This is a genomic window from Nocardioides sp. Z35_8 (assembly GCF_059621125.1).
The window spans coordinates 93,607-108,822 of the sequence record NZ_JCAQIE010000001.1 but is presented as its reverse complement, the minus strand read 5'-3'; the positions used below and the strand labels follow the sequence as shown (position 1 = coordinate 108,822).

Genomic DNA, 15,216 nt, shown 5'->3' with positions numbered 1-15,216 from the left:
GCCATGCCTTCCCAGCGCCGTACGCCTCGGGGCGGGCCCGGCGGCCGCAACGGGTCGCGCGGACCGAGGCAGGGCAACAGCACGCGCCCCGGGTCCCGCGGCTCGCGCCCGCGCGGCGCGGCGACGCGGCCGACGTCCGCCCGCTCGGGCGAGCCGGCTGGTGGCGCCGCGCGTCCGGGCCCGGCGCGGCCTACGGCGCGGCGTCCCCGCTTCACCGGCCGCGCGGCGGTGCTGGTGCTCGTGCTGGCGGTGCTGACCGTGTCCTACGCGTCCTCGCTGCGGGCCTACCTGCAACAGCGCTCCCACATCGGCGACCTCAAGGCGCAGATCGCCGAGCGGGAGGCCAGCATCGACGACCTCGAGCGCGAGAAGAAGCGCTGGGACGACCCGGCCTACGTCAAGGCCCAGGCCCGCGCCCGGTTCGGCTACCTGATGCCCGGCGAGGCCGGCTTCGAGGTGACCGGGCCCGACGGCAGGCCGCTCGAGGCGCAGGCCTCCCTCAACGACCCCGACGACGTGATCAAGACGGTGCCCACGGCCTGGTGGACGACCGCCTGGGAGTCCATGGAGCTCGCCGGCAACCCGCCCCCGCCCGAGCAGCGCCCGGCCGACCTGGTCGACGGCACCACCGACGGAACGAAGCAGTGAGCGACGACGCGCCGACCCCCTCGCCCGAGCAGCGCATCGACCCGGCCGACGAGGCGGCCATCCGCGCCCAGCTCAAGCGCCGCCCCCGCGGCATCGACTCGGTGGGCCACCGGTGCCCCTGCGGCAACCCCGACGTGGTGACCACCGAGCCGCGGCTGCCCAACGGCACGCCCTTTCCCACCACCTTCTACCTCACCTGCCCGCGGGCGGCCTCGCGCATCGGCACCCTCGAGGGCTCGGGCCTGATGAAGGAGATGCAGGCGCGCCTCGGCACCGACGAGGAGCTGGCCGCTGCCTACCGCCGGGCGCACGAGCGCTACCTCGAGGCCCGCGCCGAGGTCGCCGAGCGGGCCGGGCTCGACGTGCCCGAGATCGAGGGGATCACCGCGGGCGGCATGCCCGACCGGGTCAAGTGCCTGCACGTGCTCGCCGCGCAGTCGCTGGCGATGGGTCGCGGGGTCAACCCCCTCGGCGACGAGGTCGTCGACCTCCTCGGCGACTGGTGGTCGGCCGGGCCCTGCGTGAGCGCCGACTGACGCGAGCCGCCGGACGCCCCGATCCGGGGCGGCACAATGACGCCATGACCGATCCCGGGCTCGTCGCCGCCGTCGACTGCGGCACCAACTCGATCAAGCTGCTCGTCGGACGCGTGCTCGACGGCGGCCGGCTCGACGTGGTGCTGCGCGAGTCGCGCGTCGTACGCCTCGGGCAGGACGTGGACCGCACAGGCGTGCTGGCCGACGAGGCCCTGGCTCGCACGCTCGCCGCCATCGACGACCTGGCCGCGATGGTCCGCGGCCAGGGCGTGGCCCCGGAGCGGGTGCGCTTCTGCGCCACGTCGGCCACCCGCGACGCCGCCAACGCGGGCGTGTTCGCCGACGGCGTGCGCGCGCGGCTGGGTGTCGAGCCGGAGGTGCTGTCGGGCGACGAGGAGGCCGCGCTGGTCTACGCCGGCGCGATCGCCGCCCAGGACCCGGTGCCGCCGGCGCCCGTGCTCGTCGTCGACATCGGCGGCGGGTCCAGCGAGCTCGTGCTGGGCGGGGGCGAGGAGCGACAGGCGGTGTCGATGGACATCGGCTCGGTGCGCCTGCACGAGCGCCACCTCCACAGCGACCCCCCGACCGCGGCCGAGGTCGCCGCCTGCGTCGCCGACGTCGACCGGCACCTCGACGACTGCGGCGTCCCGCTCCAGCGGGCGCGCACGGTCATCGGCACCTCGGGCACCATCAAGACGATCGCGTGCGGCGTGCTCGGCCTGGCGGGCTACGACCGCGACGGCTTCGACGGGGCGGTGCTGCCCAACGCCACGACGACCTCGTTCGTCGACGACCTGGTGGCGATGACGGTGGCCGAGCGGCGCACGCTGCCCTACATGCATCCCGGTCGTGCCGACGTGATCGGCGCCGGTGCGCTGATCTGGAGCCGGATCCTCGACCGGGTGCCGGTGACCGAGCACGTCGTGTCCGAGGCCGACATCCTCCACGGCATGGCGGCGGCGATCGGGCGATGAGCGAGCCGGTGCTCCTGCCGCACCCCGTCGTGAGCGGCGCGTTCTCCAGCCCGGTCGCGCCCGGCACCGGATGGCCCGACGACCCCGCCGCCCCCGACACCCCGGTCGCGCGCGACGCCGACGACGTACGCCGTCTCGCGAGCGACGTGCCGCTGGCCGAGCTCGACGCCCGGGTGAGCGTCTGCTCCGCGTGCCCGCGCCTGGTCGCCTGGCGCGAGGACGTCGCGGTGGCGAAGCGGGCCTCGTTCGCCGACCAGCCCTACTGGGGGCGGCCCATCCCCGGCTGGGGCGACCCGGAGCCCGCGCTCCTGGTCGTCGGCCTGGCCCCCGCGGCCAACGGCGGCAACCGCACCGGACGGATCTTCACCGGCGACCCCAGCGCCGACTGGCTCTTCGCCAGCCTGCACCGCACCGGGTGGGCCGCGCAGCCGACGAGCGAGCACGCCGGCGACGGGCAGCGGCTGCTGGGCGCCCGGATGGTCGCGACCGTGCGCTGCGCACCGCCGGACAACAAGCCCACCGCGGTCGAGCGCGACACCTGCGCGCCGTGGATCGCCGCGGAGCTGGCGCTGCTGCCGACGGTGCGGGTGGTGGTGGCGCTCGGTGGCTTCGGGTGGGACGGCGCGGTGCGCTCGCTCGTCGCGGCCGGTGCGCCGGCGCCGGCGCAGCGCCCGCGGTTCGGCCACGGTGCCGAGGTGGTGCTGGGCGGCGTGACCCTCCTCGGCTGCTACCACCCCTCGCCCCACAACACCTACACCCGCCGGCTCACCCGCGAGATGACCGACGAGGTCTTCGAGCGTGCCCGCGAGCTGACCGACGCCGCCGGCTGAGAGGATGCGCGGCGTGACCCTCCACGCCATCACCGTCCTCGGCCACGACCGCCCCGGCATCATCGCCGAGACCACCGGCAGGCTCGCCGGGCTGGGCCTCAACCTCGAGGACTCGACGATGACCCTGCTGCGCGGCCACTTCGCGATGATGCTGGTCTGCGAGGGCTCGGCGCCCGACGCCGAGATCGAGCAGGCGCTCGCGCCGCTCACCGCCGACGGCAGCCTGACCGTGACGGTCCGCGAGGTCCCCACCGAGCACCGGGCGGCCGGCGACGGCACGTCGTGGGTGCTGTCGGTCCACGGCGGCGACCGGCCCGGCATCGTGTCTGCCGTCGTCGCGGTCATCGCGGGCGTCGGGGGCAACATCACCGACCTCACCACCCGGCTGGCCGGCGACCTCTACCTGCTCGTCGCCGAGGTCGACCTCCCGTCCGGCGCCGACGCCAGCGCCGTGGAGCGCGAGCTCTCCCGGGTCGCGGCCGACCTCGGTGTGGGGGTCACCCTCCGCGCCGCCGACACCGACGAGCTCTGAGCACGCGAGCGATGGTCGTCAACACCCGGGTCCTGGAGTGGACCGAGACCGACCTCGGCGTGGCCGGGGAGCTCCGCGAGGTCGTCCGCGCGCCCGCCGCCGTGCTGTCGACGGTCGGCGAGCGGGTCGACCCGACCTCGCCCGACGTCGTCCGGCTCGCGGCCGACCTGGTCGCCACCATGCGGGTCTCGCCCGGCTGCGTCGGCCTGGCCGCGCCGCAGGTGGGGGTGGGCGCCAAGGTGTTCTGCGTCGACGTGTCCGCGCACCCCAAGACCCGGGCGCACCACGGCACCTTCGTGCTCTGCAACGCCGAGGTCGTCTCGGGCAGCCGCAACGAGAAGGCCCGCGAGGGGTGCATGTCGGTGCCGGACCTCACCGGCGACGTCAAGCGCGCCAGCCGGGTCGTCGTACGCGGGCAGCTGCCGGGCACCGGCGAGGAGGTCGAGATCGAGGCCGAGGCGTTCGAGGCGCGGGCGCTGCAGCACGAGATCGACCACTGCGACGGGCTGCTCTTCCTCGACCGCGCGGCCGGCGCGCACGCCGTCTACGCTCGCAAGACCTACCTCTGACCTGGCTCCAGGTCGCCGCCCCGGTATCCCAACCGGTAGAGGAAGCGGTCTTAAAAACCGCACAGTCTGGGTTCGAACCCCAGCCGGGGCACCACCAGGTCGCGATCGGGCTCCAGGTCGTGCCTGCGGCGGATCACCGGCGGAAGCGGAGCCAGACCAGCGCGGCGACGTACGCCAGTCCGCCGATGGCGCCGAGGGTGACGTAGGGCTGTCCGTCCCGCCCGAGGGCGACCTCCACGACGAATCCCACCAGGACCGCGACGAGGACGACCATCCCGCTGACGAGGGACGCGTCGCGGTCGATGCTGTTGATGCGTTCGTCCCGGCGATCGAGCAGTCCCTCGACGGTCTCGCTGCGCATGCTGAGCAACCAGGCCCCGACGGCCACCGCCGTCATCAGGGCCAGGCCGCCCCACGCGAAGGCCGTGTCGCCGCCCATGAGGCCTGCGACGAGGTAGGCCACACCGATCGCGACTGCGACGGTCGGGATCGCCCAGCGCCTGCGCTGCGTGACGTCAGTCGTCGTCATGGAAGAGCTCCTCTACTGCGGTGTCGAAGAATCGGGCGAGGCTGACGGCCAACGGGAGGGACGGGAGGTAGCGCCCCGTCTCGATCGAGATGATGGTCTGACGCGAGACGCCCATCGCCTCCGCGAGCTGGGCCTGCGACAGGCCGCGCTCGAGCCGTACCTCGCGGATGGTGTTGCGCACGACGTAAAGGGTGCTTGACATGACCAGAGTTGTCAAGGTCGCTTGACATCGCGCGCCAACCTGAGAAGTTGCTGTGAGGGGAACACCGCGGTCCGTGCCCGCGTTTCAACCGATGTCACCCCGGCTAGAGTGGCGTGACACCACAGGCGTCGTCACCGCGACGGCGCCCACCCTCCGGAAGCTCCGGGGGCGGCCTCCAAGGAGAGACCATGAAGAGCAACAACCCTGTTTTCGCCCGTTCCGAGGAGTTCAACCGCGCCTCGTCGAACGCCTACGGCAACCAGACCCACGCCGGCGGCGGCTCCGCCTACCCCGGCTACGGCGACGCCGGCACCGACCCGTCGACGTGGGGCACCGGCGCGCCCGGTCAGGTCGACCAGGGCCGGATGACCGTTGACTCGGTGGTGCAGAAGACCGCCATGTCGGTGGGCCTCGTCTTCGTGACGGCGTTCCTCACCTGGTGGTGGATCGGCGACATGGTCACGACCGACTCGTTCGGCCGCACCGTGGCCGACAGCGACGCACTGGGTCAGGCCAGCCTGCTGGCCATGCTCGGCGCGGGCGGCGCGTTCCTGCTGTCGCTGGTCAACAGCTTCAAGCGCGTGATCAGCCCCGCCCTGGTCCTGGCCTTCGCTGCCGCCGAGGGTGTCGCCCTCGGTGCGATCAGCAAGGTGTTCGACGCCCAGTTCGGTGACGGCATCGTCACCCAGGCCGTGCTCGGCACCTTCGCCGCCTTCATCGGCACGCTGGCCGCCTACAAGTTCTTCGACATCAAGGTCGGCGCCAAGTTCCGCACCTTCGTGGTCGCGGGCATGCTCGGCATGGTCGGCCTCGGCCTGCTGTCCCTGGTGCTCAGCCTCTTCGGCGTCCAGACCGGCCTGTTCGGCTTCGGCACCCTGGGCCTGGTCATGTCGATCGTCGGCCTGACGCTCGGTGTCTTCATGCTGATCCTCGACTTCGACTTCGTGGAGAACGGCGTCGCCGCCGGCCTCCCCGAGCGCGAGTCGTGGCGCGCGGCCTTCGGCCTGACCGTCAGCCTGGTCTGGATCTACACCAACCTGCTCCGGATCCTCGCGATCCTGCGTGGCGACTGATCCGCTGAGCCGCACCACCTGAACCACACACCACGGCCCGCCCGAGCACAGCTCGGGCGGGCCGCGGTGCGTCCGGAGGCTCAGTCCTGGCCGGCGGAGCTGCTGCCGGCTCAGCTGCTGGCGGGGGAGGTGCCGGCGGGGGAGACCCCGGCGGTGTCCTCCTCCTCGTGCTCGCCCGGCGACTCCGCGTCGGGGGTGGGGCGGCGCCGGCGGTGCCGCAGCTCGACCCAGCGACCGCGCAGGCCGCGCTGGGTGCCGCCGACCTCGGTGCCGTCGACCTCCGTGCCGGGCGTGCGCGCGGCACGCACGGCCGCGGCCGCGACCGGGAGGATGCCCTCGCGACGCCGCGGCTCGGGCATCGCCTCGTCCTCGGGCAGCAGGTCGAGGGCGGCCAGGCACGAGGGGACCAGCACCGACGCGAGCTGCTTGTAGCCGTCGGCCGAGGGGTGGAACCGGTCGGGACCGAAGAGCACCGCGGGAGCCGCGTCGAACTCCGGGCCGAGGATGTCGCCGAGCGAGACGGACCTGCCGCCGTTCTCCACGACCGTGATGGTCTGCGCTGCCGCGAGGCGCCGCGACCACTCGCGTGCGATCTGCTTGAGCGGCGGCGGGATGGGGCGGATGGTGCCGAGGTCGGGACAGGTGCCGACGACGACCACGATGCCCGCCTCGCGCAGGCGGCGTACGCCCTCCGCGAGGTGGCGCACCGACGCGGACGGCAGCACGGTGTTGGTGACGTCGTTGGCGCCGATGAGCACGACGGCGAGGTCGGGGTGGGTGCCGATCGCGGCGTCGACCTGCTCGCCCAGCGCGCTCGACTGGGCGCCCACCACGGCGAACGAGCGCAGGTGGACCCGGCGGTCGGCCTGGGCGGCGACGCCGGTGGCCAGGTGGGCGCCGGTCGTGTCCTCGACCCGCTCGACGCCGTAGCCGGCAGCGGCCGAGTCGCCCAGCAGGGCGATGCGGATCGCCGGCCCGGGACGGCCGCGGCCGTACCAGCCGGTGGCGTCGGGCGGGATGTCGGTCGCGTTGCCGATGATCCGCCGCGCGAACTTCGCCTCGGCGACCAGGACCCCGTAGAGCCCGGCGCCGAGCACGGACAGCCCGCCACCGCCCAGGGCGGCGGCCGATGCCAGCTTGCGTGCTGCTCCTGTTGCCCCCACACCCTGATGCTACGCAACGGCAGTGACGGTCTCGGGCGAACGGCGGGCTAGATTGGCCGGGTGCAGTACGTGAACTCGCTCCTCGACCTCATCGGCAACACTCCGCTCGTCCGGCTCGGCCGGACCATCGACCTCCCCGAGGGCGCGGCCGCCCCCCTGGTGCTGGCGAAGGTGGAGTACCTCAACCCGGGCGGCTCGGTGAAGGACCGCATCGCATCCCGGATGATCGAGGCCGCCGAGGCGTCGGGGGAGCTTCAGCCGGGCGGCACGATCGTCGAGCCGACCTCGGGCAACACCGGCGTCGGGCTGGCGATGGTGGCCCAGCAGAAGGGCTACCACTGCATCTTCGTGTGCCCCGACAAGGTCAGCGAGGACAAGCGCAACGTGCTCAAGGCCTACGGCGCCGAGGTCGTGGTGTGCCCGACCGCCGTCGCGCCCGAGCACCCCGACTCCTACTACAACGTCAGCGACCGCCTCGCCTCCCAGCCCGGGGCGTGGAAGCCCGACCAGTACTCCAACCCCCACAACCCGCGCTCGCACTACGAGACCACCGGCCCGGAGATCTGGGAGCAGACCGACGGCCGGATCACCCACTTCGTGACCGGCATGGGCACCGGCGGCACGATCAGCGGGGTGGGGCGCTACCTCAAGGAGCAGAACCCCGACATCCAGGTCGTCGGCGCCGACCCGGCCGGGTCGGTCTACTCCGGCGGCACCGGCCGTCCCTACCTCGTCGAGGGCGTGGGCGAGGACTTCTGGCCCGACACCTACGACCGGGGCGTGGCCGACCGCGTCATCGAGGTCTCCGACGCCGACTCGTTCGCCTTCACCCGGCGCCTGGCCCGTGAGGAGGCCATGCTCGTCGGCGGGTCCGCCGGCATGGCCGCCTTCGCCGCCCGCCAGGTCGCCCACGAGCTGGCCGCCGAGGGGCGCACCGACGCCGTGGTCGTGGTGCTGCTGCCCGACTCGGGCCGCGGCTACCTCACCAAGGTCTTCAACGACGACTGGCTCGGCCAGTACGGCTTCGCCACCGGCGCGCAGGCCGACCACCGCACCGTCGGCGAGGTGCTGCACGGCAAGGCCGGACGGCTGCCCGACCTGGTGCACACCCACCCCGGCGAGACGATCGCCGAGGCCGTCCACATCCTGCAGGAGTACGGCGTCAGCCAGATGCCCGTCGTCCGGGCCGAGCCGCCGATCGTGGCCGCCGAGGTCGCCGGATCGGTCTCCGAGCGCACCCTCCTCGACGCGCTCTTCACCGGCAACGCCAAGCTGACCGACCAGGTCGAGGACCACATGTCGGAGGCGCTGCCGACCATCGGCTCGACCGAGGCCGCCGCCGACGCCGTCAAGCTCCTCGAGCACGCCGACGCGGTGCTGGTGCAGGAGGACGGCAAGCCCATCGGCGTGCTGACCCGCCAGGACCTGCTCACGTTCGTGGCCTCCTCGTGAGGCGGCTCGCTGCCACCGTGCTGTCCGTCGCGTGCCTCGGCGCGCTGGGCGCGTGCGGCGACGACGTCGACACCGGCACCGACCCGGTCGAGGTCGAGGTCGGCGAGGCCTTCACCTGGAACGGCTTCAGCGTCGAGGAGGGCTGGAAGCTCACCGGCGTCAAGCGGTCGACGGGCGCTGAGGAGGTGACCACCCCCGAGGTGAGGGGCACGATCACCAACGCCTCGGACGAGGAGCGGGCAGCGCTCTTCGAGATGGTGTTCTCCGCCGACGGGGCGCCGGTCGCGACCCTCAACTGCTCGGCCGCCACCATGGAGCCCGACCAGTCGCAGGAGTTCGTCTGCCCCGGCCTGAGCGCCACCATGCCCGAGGACTACGACGCCGTCGTCGTGCAGGAGTTCAGCCGAGACACCACCTCCAGCTGACGTGGGGGCTCGACATGGGTGACCTCTCCGCCGAGGTCGTCCTCTTCCTGGTGCTGGCGGCGCTGGTCGCCGGGTTCGTCGACGCCGTCGTCGGCGGCGGTGGCCTGGTGCAGCTGCCCGCCCTGCTGGTGGGCCTGCCGGGCGCGTCCGTGGTGCAGATCGCGGCCACCAACAAGCTGGCGTCGTTCTGCGGCACGTCGATCAGCGCAGCGACGTACGTGCGGCGCATCCGGCCCGACCCGCGCACGTTCCTGCCGCTGATGCTGGCAGCCGGCCTCGGGTCGGCGGGCGGGGCGCTGGTGGCCTCGATGCTGCCGCGCAGCGCCTTCGACCCGATCATCCTCGTGGTGCTGGTGGTCGTCGGCGGCTACGTCCTGATGCGCCCCAGCGTCGGCGAGCTGACCCGGCTGCGCTTCCAGCAGGGCCGACACCTCGCCGTCGTGGCCCTGACCGGCCTGACCATCGGGTTCTACGACGGCGCCATCGGCCCCGGCACCGGCTCGTTCCTGGTGTTCGCGCTGGTCGGGCTGCTGGGCTACAACTTCCTCGAGGCGTCCGCCAAGGCCAAGCTCGCCAACTGGGCGACCAACCTGGCCGCGTTGGCCGTCTTCATCCCCCAGGGCGCGGTCATCTGGGACCTCGCGCTGGTCATGGCGGCTGCCAACGTGACCGGCGGCTACTGCGGCGCCCGGCTGGCGATGGCGCGCGGCGCGCGCTTCGTCCGGGCGTTCTTCCTCGTCGTGGTGTCGGGGTTCGTCGTGCGACTCGGCGGACAGCTGCTCGGCTGGTGGTGACGGGATCGGCGGGTGCGCCCGGTAGCCTCCATCAGGTGGGAGCGGTCTCGGCAGTCGACGGGTTCCAACGCCGTCATCCCGTGCTGGGCTTCCCGATCGCCGTCGTCTACAAGTTCTTCGACGACCAGGGCCCCTACCTCGCGGCCGCGCTGACCTACTACGCCTTCATCGCGATCTTCCCGCTGATGCTGCTCGGCACCTCGATCCTCGGCCTGGTCCTGCGCAACGAGCCGCAGTGGCAGGAGGCGATCCTCAACTCCGCGCTCTCGCAGTTCCCGATCATCGGCGACGAGCTCGGCCGGCCCGAGGGGCTGCAGGGCTCGGTCACCGGTGTCGTCGTCGGTGGGCTCGCCGCGCTCTACGGCGCGATGGGGCTCGGCCAGGCGCTGCAGAACACCCAGCACGTCGCCTGGTCGGTGCCGCGCAACAGCCGTCCCAACCCGTTCTACGCCCGGGTCAAGACGCTGCTGCTGCTCCTGACCGCCGGCCTCTCGCTGCTCGCGGTGACGATCGTGTCGACCATCGCCAGCACCACCGACCTGTTCACCGAGGTCATCGGCGGCGCGGTGAAGGGGCTGCTCCCGCTGCTCACCGTGCTGCTGGTCGGCACCGGGTTGACCTACCTCTTCCGCTTCGCCGCCACCGGCCAGCACTCGTTCTGGCGGGCGGCGCCGGGAGGGTTCACCCTCGCGGTGATGTGGCAGCTGCTCCAGATCGGCGGCGCGGCCTACGTCGACCGCACGCTGGTCAACACCACCTCGATGACCAAGACGTTCGGCCTCGTCCTCGGCCTGATCGGCTTCCTGTGGATCGGCGCGGTGATGGCCGTGCTGGCCACCGAGATCAACGTGGTGCTCTCGCGCCGGCTGTGGCCGCGGGCCCTGCTCACGCCGTTCACCGACAACGTCGAGCTCACCGATGCCGACCGCACGGCCTACGCCCTCTACGCGGGCATGCAGCGGCACAAGGGGTTCGAGGAGGTGGTGGTGCGCTGGAAGCCCGGCCCCGCCGAGAGTCCCGCCGAGAGTCCCGCCGCCGAGCCCGACACGACCGACGAGCCGTCGCAACGCCCGGCGTGACGTCCTACCTCACGATCGCGCGCGACGCGAGCGCGATGGTGGAGGACCGCGGCTCGCGCTTCCTGTGCACGCTGCGCCGGGTGTCCACCGAGGACGAGGCCCGCGCGCTCGTGGCCGCCCTGCGCCGCGAGCACTGGGACGCGCGCCACCACTGCTCGGCGTTCGTGCTCGGTCCGGACGCCGCCGTCCAGCGCTCCTCCGACGACGGCGAGCCGGCGGGCACGGCGGGCGCCCCGATGCTGGAGGTGCTCCGCGGGGCCGGGCTGAGCGACGTCGCGGCGGTGGTGACCCGGTGGTTCGGCGGCACGCTGCTGGGCGCGGGCGGCCTGGTCCGGGCGTATGGCGACGCCGTGCGGGGTGCGGTGGCCGAGGCGGGGGTGCTGCGCCGCTCGCTGCTGACCGAGCTGGCGGTCGACCTCGACCACGCCGACGCGGGCCGCGTGGAGGGGGAGCTGCGCGCACGGGGCGTCGCGGTCCTCGACGCGACGTACGACGCGCAGGTGCGGCTGCTGCTGGCCGCCCCGCCCGGTGAGGTCGCGCGCCTCGACGAGCTCGTCGCCGCGGCCACGGGCGGCCGGGTGCGCCCGGTCGCGGTGGGGGAGCGGTGGGTCGACGTCAGCGCGTGACGTCCCGGTCGATCAGCGAGTCGCTGCGGTGGGGTCGCCGAGCCACGCGGCCTCGAGCAACGCCGTCAGGCTGGCGGTGTCGGTCGGACCCGGGTGGTTCTGGATCAGCCGGGTGACCCCGCTGGCCATGTCGGCGAACCGCGGCAGGTCGGCGCGCTCGACGCCGATGTCGGCCAGGCTGGCGGGGATGCCGATGTCTGCCAGGAGCTGGACGAGCCAGGGCACGAACGCGTCCGCGGCCTCGCTCTCCGAGGAGCCGTCCACCTCCAGTCCGCACACCCTCGACAAGGTGGCCAGCCGGTCGCCGATCACCTCGCGCGCCGCGACCAGGGCGTAGGGCAGCAGCAGTCCCACTCCGAGGCCGTGCGGCGTGTGGGTGGCTGCGCCGATCGGGTACTGCAGGGCGTGCGGGGCGCCATTGCCTGCGTGCGAGAACGCCAGCCCGGCGAGCACGGACCCGTAGGACATGTCCGCCCGGGCCACCACGTCGTTGCCGTCGCGGACGGCGCGGCGCAGGCTGCGGGCGATGCGCTCGGCGCCCTGGAGCGCGTAGTGGTCGGTGATCGGGTTGCGGCCGAGGAAGACCTGCTCCACCAGGTCGCGCGGTTCGTGGGCACGGGGGGCGGCGATGTAGCTCTCGACCGCGTGGCAGAACGCGTCGATGCCGGAGTACGCCGTGGCGGTCGCGGGGCACGAGTAGGTGAGCTCGGGGTCGACGACGGCGAAGTCGGGCACGATGTGGACGCTCGAGACACCGACCTTCAGCTCGCGCTCGGGGTCGGTCAGCACGGACACGGGGGTGAGCTCGGAGCCCGTGCCGGATGTCGTGGGCACGGCCACGAGGGGCATCGTCGGTCCGGGCACCCGGGACTCGCCGTAGTAGTCGCGCGGCGCTCCGCCGTAGCGGTGGATGACCCCGACGATCTTGGCGAGGTCGATGACCGTGCCGCCACCGATGGCGAGCAGCACGTCCGCGTCGACCTGGGCAGCGGCGGCCACCGCGAGGTCGACGTCCGTGAGGGGCACGTCGGGCGTCGCGTCGGCGAAGACCGCCACCGTGGCGACCCTGGCCTGCACGGCGGCGATCAGCTCGGCCACCCGCGGCTGGGCGAGGAGGACGCGGTCGGTCACGATGAGGACGCGCGAGCCGCACTCGGCCACCACCCGCGGGACGTTCTCCGCGACTCCCTCGCCCACCATCAGCTGGCGTGGTCCACGAACGGTCTCGAGCATGTCAGTGCCTTTCGGAGAGGTCGGCTGCGATCTGTTGGGCGGTCGCCCAGGTCCCCTGGGCGACCGGGACGCCGGCAGCGAGGTTGGCGGCGCGGGTGGCCCGGGCCCGGTCGCCGGGGACGAGGACCCGGTCGTGCCCCGGCGCCGGCGTGGTCTGCCGGAGCGTGGCGAGGTAGTCGGCGACCGGAGCGGTGCCGGACCCGAAGACCGCCGGGTCCATGGCGATGAAGAGGTCGCCCTTGGTGGACGGATCGGTCGGGTCGAGGGTCCCGCGCACGTCCTGGCCGAGCGCCGTGCGGGTCAGGGTCGCGACCAGCACCTCGAGCATGACGCCGAGGGCGTAGCCCTTCGGGCCCCCGAACGGACTGATCGCCCCGTCGACCGCGGCGGCGGCGTCCGTGGTCGGCACGCCGTCGGCGTCGACAGCGTCCCCGGGCGCCAGCGGCAGGCCGCGGGCGGCGTGGTCGAGGACCTTGCCGCGCGACACCTGGCCGGTCGCCATGTCGAGGACGAGCGGGTCCTCGCCCGGCACCGGCACCGCGACGGCGAGCGGGTTGGTGCCGACCAGTGCCTGGGTCCCGCCCCACGGGTGGACCAGGGCCTCGCTGGTGGTCAGCGCGATGCCGACGACTCCTGCCGCGGCCATCGCCTCGACGTAGGGCGCAAGCATGCCCAGGTGGTTGGCGTTGCGGACGGCGGCGACCGCCACCCCGCTCTCGGCGACCCTGCCGAGCAGCTCCTCGGTGGCGCGCCGGGCGATCGGCGGACCGAGCCCGCCGTCACCGTCGACGACGAGGACCGACTCCGTGACCCAGGTGCTCGTGGGCCGGGCGTCCGCCCGTGCGGCACCGCTGCGCAGCCGTTGGGCGAGCATGTCGAGGCGGCGGAGGCCGTGGGAGGCGTGGCCGCGGAGGTCGCCCTCCAGCAGCAGCTCCGCCTGCTCGCGCGCCGCCGCCTCCGGCACCCCGAGGGCGGTGAGGACGCGCGTGGACACGTCGCGGTGCTCGCTGACGGGCACCCGGAGCAGGTCGGTCACGGCAGGTCGACCGCCGCGTAGGTGACCTCGAGGTACTCGAGGATGCCCTCGTGCGACCCCTCCTTGCCGATCCCGGACTGCTTCACGCCGCCGAAGGGGGCCGACGGGTCCGAGATCAGGCCCCGGTTGATGCCGAGCATCCCGGTCTCCAGGCCCTCGGTGAAGCGGAGCGCGCGCTGGAGGTCCCGGGTGAAGACGTAGCCGACCAGGCCGTGCTCGGTGTCGTTGGCCTTCGCCATCACCTCGTCGTCGGAGGTGAAGGAGATGATCGGCGCCACCGGGCCGAAGATCTCCTCCTCCAGCAGCCGGGCGTCCTCGGGGACGTCGACCAGGACCGTCGGCGGGTAGAAGTACCCCGGGCCGTCCGGGCGCTCGCCGCCCACCAGGACCTTGGCGCCGCGCTCGACGGCGTCGGTGACGAGGCCGTCGATCTTGGTGACCGAGGCCTCGTCGATCAGCGCCCCGACGTCCGTGCCGTCCTCGAGCCCGTGGCCCATCGACAGCGCGCCCATCCGCTCGGTGAAGCGCGCCGTGAACTCCTCGCGCACCGGCTCCTCGACGTAGATGCGGTTGGCCGCGATGCACGACTCGCCGATGTTGCGCATCTTGGCCACCATCGCGCCGTCCACCGCCACGTCGAGATCGGCGTCGGCGCACACGATCAGGGCCGCGTTGCCGCCGAGCTCCATGGAGGTCCGCAGCACGTTGTCGGCCGCCTGACGCAGCAGCAGGCGGCCGACCTCGGTCGAGCCGGTGAACGAGACCTTGCGGGTCCGCCGATCGGCGAGGAGCGCCGAGACGACCTCGCCGGAACGCTCGGTCGTCACCACGTTGACGACGCCCGGAGGGACGCCGACCTCCTCCATGATGCGGGCGAGGAGCAGCATCGTGAGGGGCGTCTGCCCAGCAGGCTTGGTGATCGTCGTGCAGCCAGCGGCCAACGCCGGAGCGATCTTGCGCGCCCCCATGGCCAGGGGGAAGTTCCAGGGTGTCACGAAGACACACGGGCCGACCGGCTTCGGCACGGTGAGGATGCGGTAGCCCCCGGCGGGAGCGGTGCTGTAGCGGCCCTCCACGCGCACCGCCTCCTCGGCGAACCAGCGGAAGAACTCCGCGCCGTAGGCCACCTCGCCACGGGCCTCGGCGAGCGGCTTGCCCATCTCGAGCGTGATGAGCCGGGCGATCTCCTCGGTCCGGTCGGTCAGGGCCTGGTAGGTCGCGGTCAGCAGCTCCGAGCGCTTGCGCGGCGGTGTCGCTGCCCAGGCCGCCATCGCCTCCGTCGCGGCATCGAGGGCGGCGAGGCCGTCCTCGGGGCCTGCGTCCGGGACCTCGGCGATGATCGCGCCCGTGGCCGGGTCCTCGACGTCGAACGTCGCCCCGTCGGCGGCGTCGCGCCAGGTGTCGCCGATCCGGAGCCGCCGGTGCTCGGCGGCCAGGACGTTCATGGGGTCACTCATTGCCGTCTCCTGTGAGGTGCTGGTGGTGTGCGTGGGTGCCCGGGTGGTGTCACCCGGG

At 73.4% G+C, this 15,216-nt stretch carries 18 protein-coding genes and 1 tRNA gene; 13 read left to right on the top strand and 6 right to left on the bottom strand.

Going from position 1 to position 15,216, the window contains the following annotated elements:
* Positions 1–3 precede the first annotated feature (3 nt).
* The 7 genes from AC54T2_RS00535 to AC54T2_RS00505 all read left to right on the top strand — a co-directional run bounded on the left by AC54T2_RS00535 (position 4) and on the right by AC54T2_RS00505 (position 4,183).
* Entirely contained in the window at positions 4–648 is a 645-nt protein-coding gene (locus AC54T2_RS00535; RefSeq protein ID WP_496665229.1) for an FtsB family cell division protein, read from the top strand.
* Complete coding sequence (locus tag AC54T2_RS00530; protein ID WP_496665228.1) at positions 645–1,184, top strand: DUF501 domain-containing protein; 540 nt, start codon at positions 645–647, stop codon at positions 1,182–1,184. The genes AC54T2_RS00535 and AC54T2_RS00530 overlap by 4 nt, the downstream gene beginning before the upstream one ends.
* Before the next feature lie 44 nt (positions 1,185–1,228).
* The gene (locus AC54T2_RS00525) at positions 1,229–2,158 is read left to right on the top strand and encodes a Ppx/GppA phosphatase family protein (protein WP_496665227.1); all 930 of its coding nucleotides are present in this window, start codon (positions 1,229–1,231) and stop codon (positions 2,156–2,158) included.
* Positions 2,155–2,988 (top strand): uracil-DNA glycosylase, encoded by an 834-nt coding sequence (locus AC54T2_RS00520; RefSeq protein WP_496665226.1) that lies wholly within the window; start codon positions 2,155–2,157, stop codon positions 2,986–2,988. Before AC54T2_RS00525 ends, AC54T2_RS00520 begins: the two co-directional genes overlap by 4 nt.
* A 13-nt stretch (positions 2,989–3,001) precedes the next feature.
* Positions 3,002–3,520, top strand: a complete 519-nt coding sequence (locus AC54T2_RS00515) for a glycine cleavage system transcriptional repressor (protein WP_186342711.1) — start codon at positions 3,002–3,004, stop codon at positions 3,518–3,520.
* 11 nt (positions 3,521–3,531) lie between these two features.
* The gene (gene def, locus AC54T2_RS00510; RefSeq protein WP_496665225.1) at positions 3,532–4,089 is read left to right on the top strand and encodes a peptide deformylase; all 558 of its coding nucleotides are present in this window, start codon (positions 3,532–3,534) and stop codon (positions 4,087–4,089) included.
* Between the two features lie 17 nt (positions 4,090–4,106).
* A tRNA-Leu gene (locus AC54T2_RS00505) sits at positions 4,107–4,183 on the top strand.
* A 39-nt stretch (positions 4,184–4,222) separates the two neighbouring features.
* Here the strand turns inward: AC54T2_RS00505 and AC54T2_RS00500 are convergent.
* A complete protein-coding gene (locus AC54T2_RS00500; RefSeq protein ID WP_496665224.1) occupies positions 4,223–4,618 on the bottom strand; it encodes a hypothetical protein in 396 nt (131 codons plus the stop codon).
* Positions 4,605–4,820, bottom strand: a complete 216-nt coding sequence (locus AC54T2_RS00495; protein WP_496665223.1) for a helix-turn-helix transcriptional regulator — start codon at positions 4,818–4,820, stop codon at positions 4,605–4,607. Before AC54T2_RS00495 ends, AC54T2_RS00500 begins: the two co-directional genes overlap by 14 nt.
* A gap of 188 nt (positions 4,821–5,008) precedes the next feature.
* Between AC54T2_RS00495 and AC54T2_RS00490 the strand changes: the two genes are divergently transcribed.
* Positions 5,009–5,893 (top strand): Bax inhibitor-1/YccA family membrane protein, encoded by an 885-nt coding sequence (locus AC54T2_RS00490; protein ID WP_489975067.1) that lies wholly within the window; start codon positions 5,009–5,011, stop codon positions 5,891–5,893.
* 110 nt (positions 5,894–6,003) lie between these two features.
* On the opposite strand, the gene AC54T2_RS00485 is transcribed toward AC54T2_RS00490, so the two are convergent.
* Positions 6,004–7,056 (bottom strand): SGNH/GDSL hydrolase family protein, encoded by a 1,053-nt coding sequence (locus tag AC54T2_RS00485; protein ID WP_496665222.1) that lies wholly within the window; start codon positions 7,054–7,056, stop codon positions 6,004–6,006.
* A 60-nt stretch (positions 7,057–7,116) separates the two neighbouring features.
* Between AC54T2_RS00485 and AC54T2_RS00480 the strand changes: the two genes are divergently transcribed.
* Genes AC54T2_RS00480 through AC54T2_RS00460 form a run of 5 tightly spaced genes read left to right on the top strand, consistent with a single transcriptional unit; the run spans position 7,117 to position 11,432 of the window.
* Positions 7,117–8,508 carry a cystathionine beta-synthase gene (locus tag AC54T2_RS00480; RefSeq protein WP_496665221.1) on the top strand — a complete coding sequence of 464 codons (1,392 nt, stop codon included), beginning with the start codon at positions 7,117–7,119 and terminating at the stop codon, positions 8,506–8,508.
* A gap of 17 nt (positions 8,509–8,525) precedes the next feature.
* Entirely contained in the window at positions 8,526–8,933 is a 408-nt protein-coding gene (locus tag AC54T2_RS00475; protein ID WP_496665220.1) for a hypothetical protein, read from the top strand.
* 14 nt (positions 8,934–8,947) lie between these two features.
* Positions 8,948–9,727 (top strand): TSUP family transporter, encoded by a 780-nt coding sequence (locus AC54T2_RS00470; protein ID WP_496665219.1) that lies wholly within the window; start codon positions 8,948–8,950, stop codon positions 9,725–9,727.
* Positions 9,728–9,762: 35 nt separating this feature from the next.
* A complete protein-coding gene (locus AC54T2_RS00465; protein ID WP_496665218.1) occupies positions 9,763–10,806 on the top strand; it encodes a YihY/virulence factor BrkB family protein in 1,044 nt (347 codons plus the stop codon).
* A complete protein-coding gene (locus AC54T2_RS00460) occupies positions 10,803–11,432 on the top strand; it encodes a YigZ family protein (protein WP_496665217.1) in 630 nt (209 codons plus the stop codon). The genes AC54T2_RS00465 and AC54T2_RS00460 overlap by 4 nt, the downstream gene beginning before the upstream one ends.
* 12 nt (positions 11,433–11,444) lie before the next feature.
* On the opposite strand, the gene AC54T2_RS00455 is transcribed toward AC54T2_RS00460, so the two are convergent.
* The 3 genes from AC54T2_RS00455 to AC54T2_RS00445 are packed head-to-tail and all read right to left on the bottom strand — an operon-like array spanning position 11,445 to position 15,158.
* Positions 11,445–12,665 (bottom strand): iron-containing alcohol dehydrogenase, encoded by a 1,221-nt coding sequence (locus AC54T2_RS00455; RefSeq protein ID WP_186342721.1) that lies wholly within the window; start codon positions 12,663–12,665, stop codon positions 11,445–11,447.
* 1 nt (position 12,666) lies between these two features.
* Positions 12,667–13,701 carry an Ldh family oxidoreductase gene (locus AC54T2_RS00450; RefSeq protein WP_186342722.1) on the bottom strand — a complete coding sequence of 345 codons (1,035 nt, stop codon included), beginning with the start codon at positions 13,699–13,701 and terminating at the stop codon, positions 12,667–12,669.
* Complete coding sequence (locus AC54T2_RS00445) at positions 13,698–15,158, bottom strand: aldehyde dehydrogenase family protein (protein ID WP_489975063.1); 1,461 nt, start codon at positions 15,156–15,158, stop codon at positions 13,698–13,700. Before AC54T2_RS00445 ends, AC54T2_RS00450 begins: the two co-directional genes overlap by 4 nt.
* Positions 15,159–15,216: the final 58 nt, after the last annotated feature.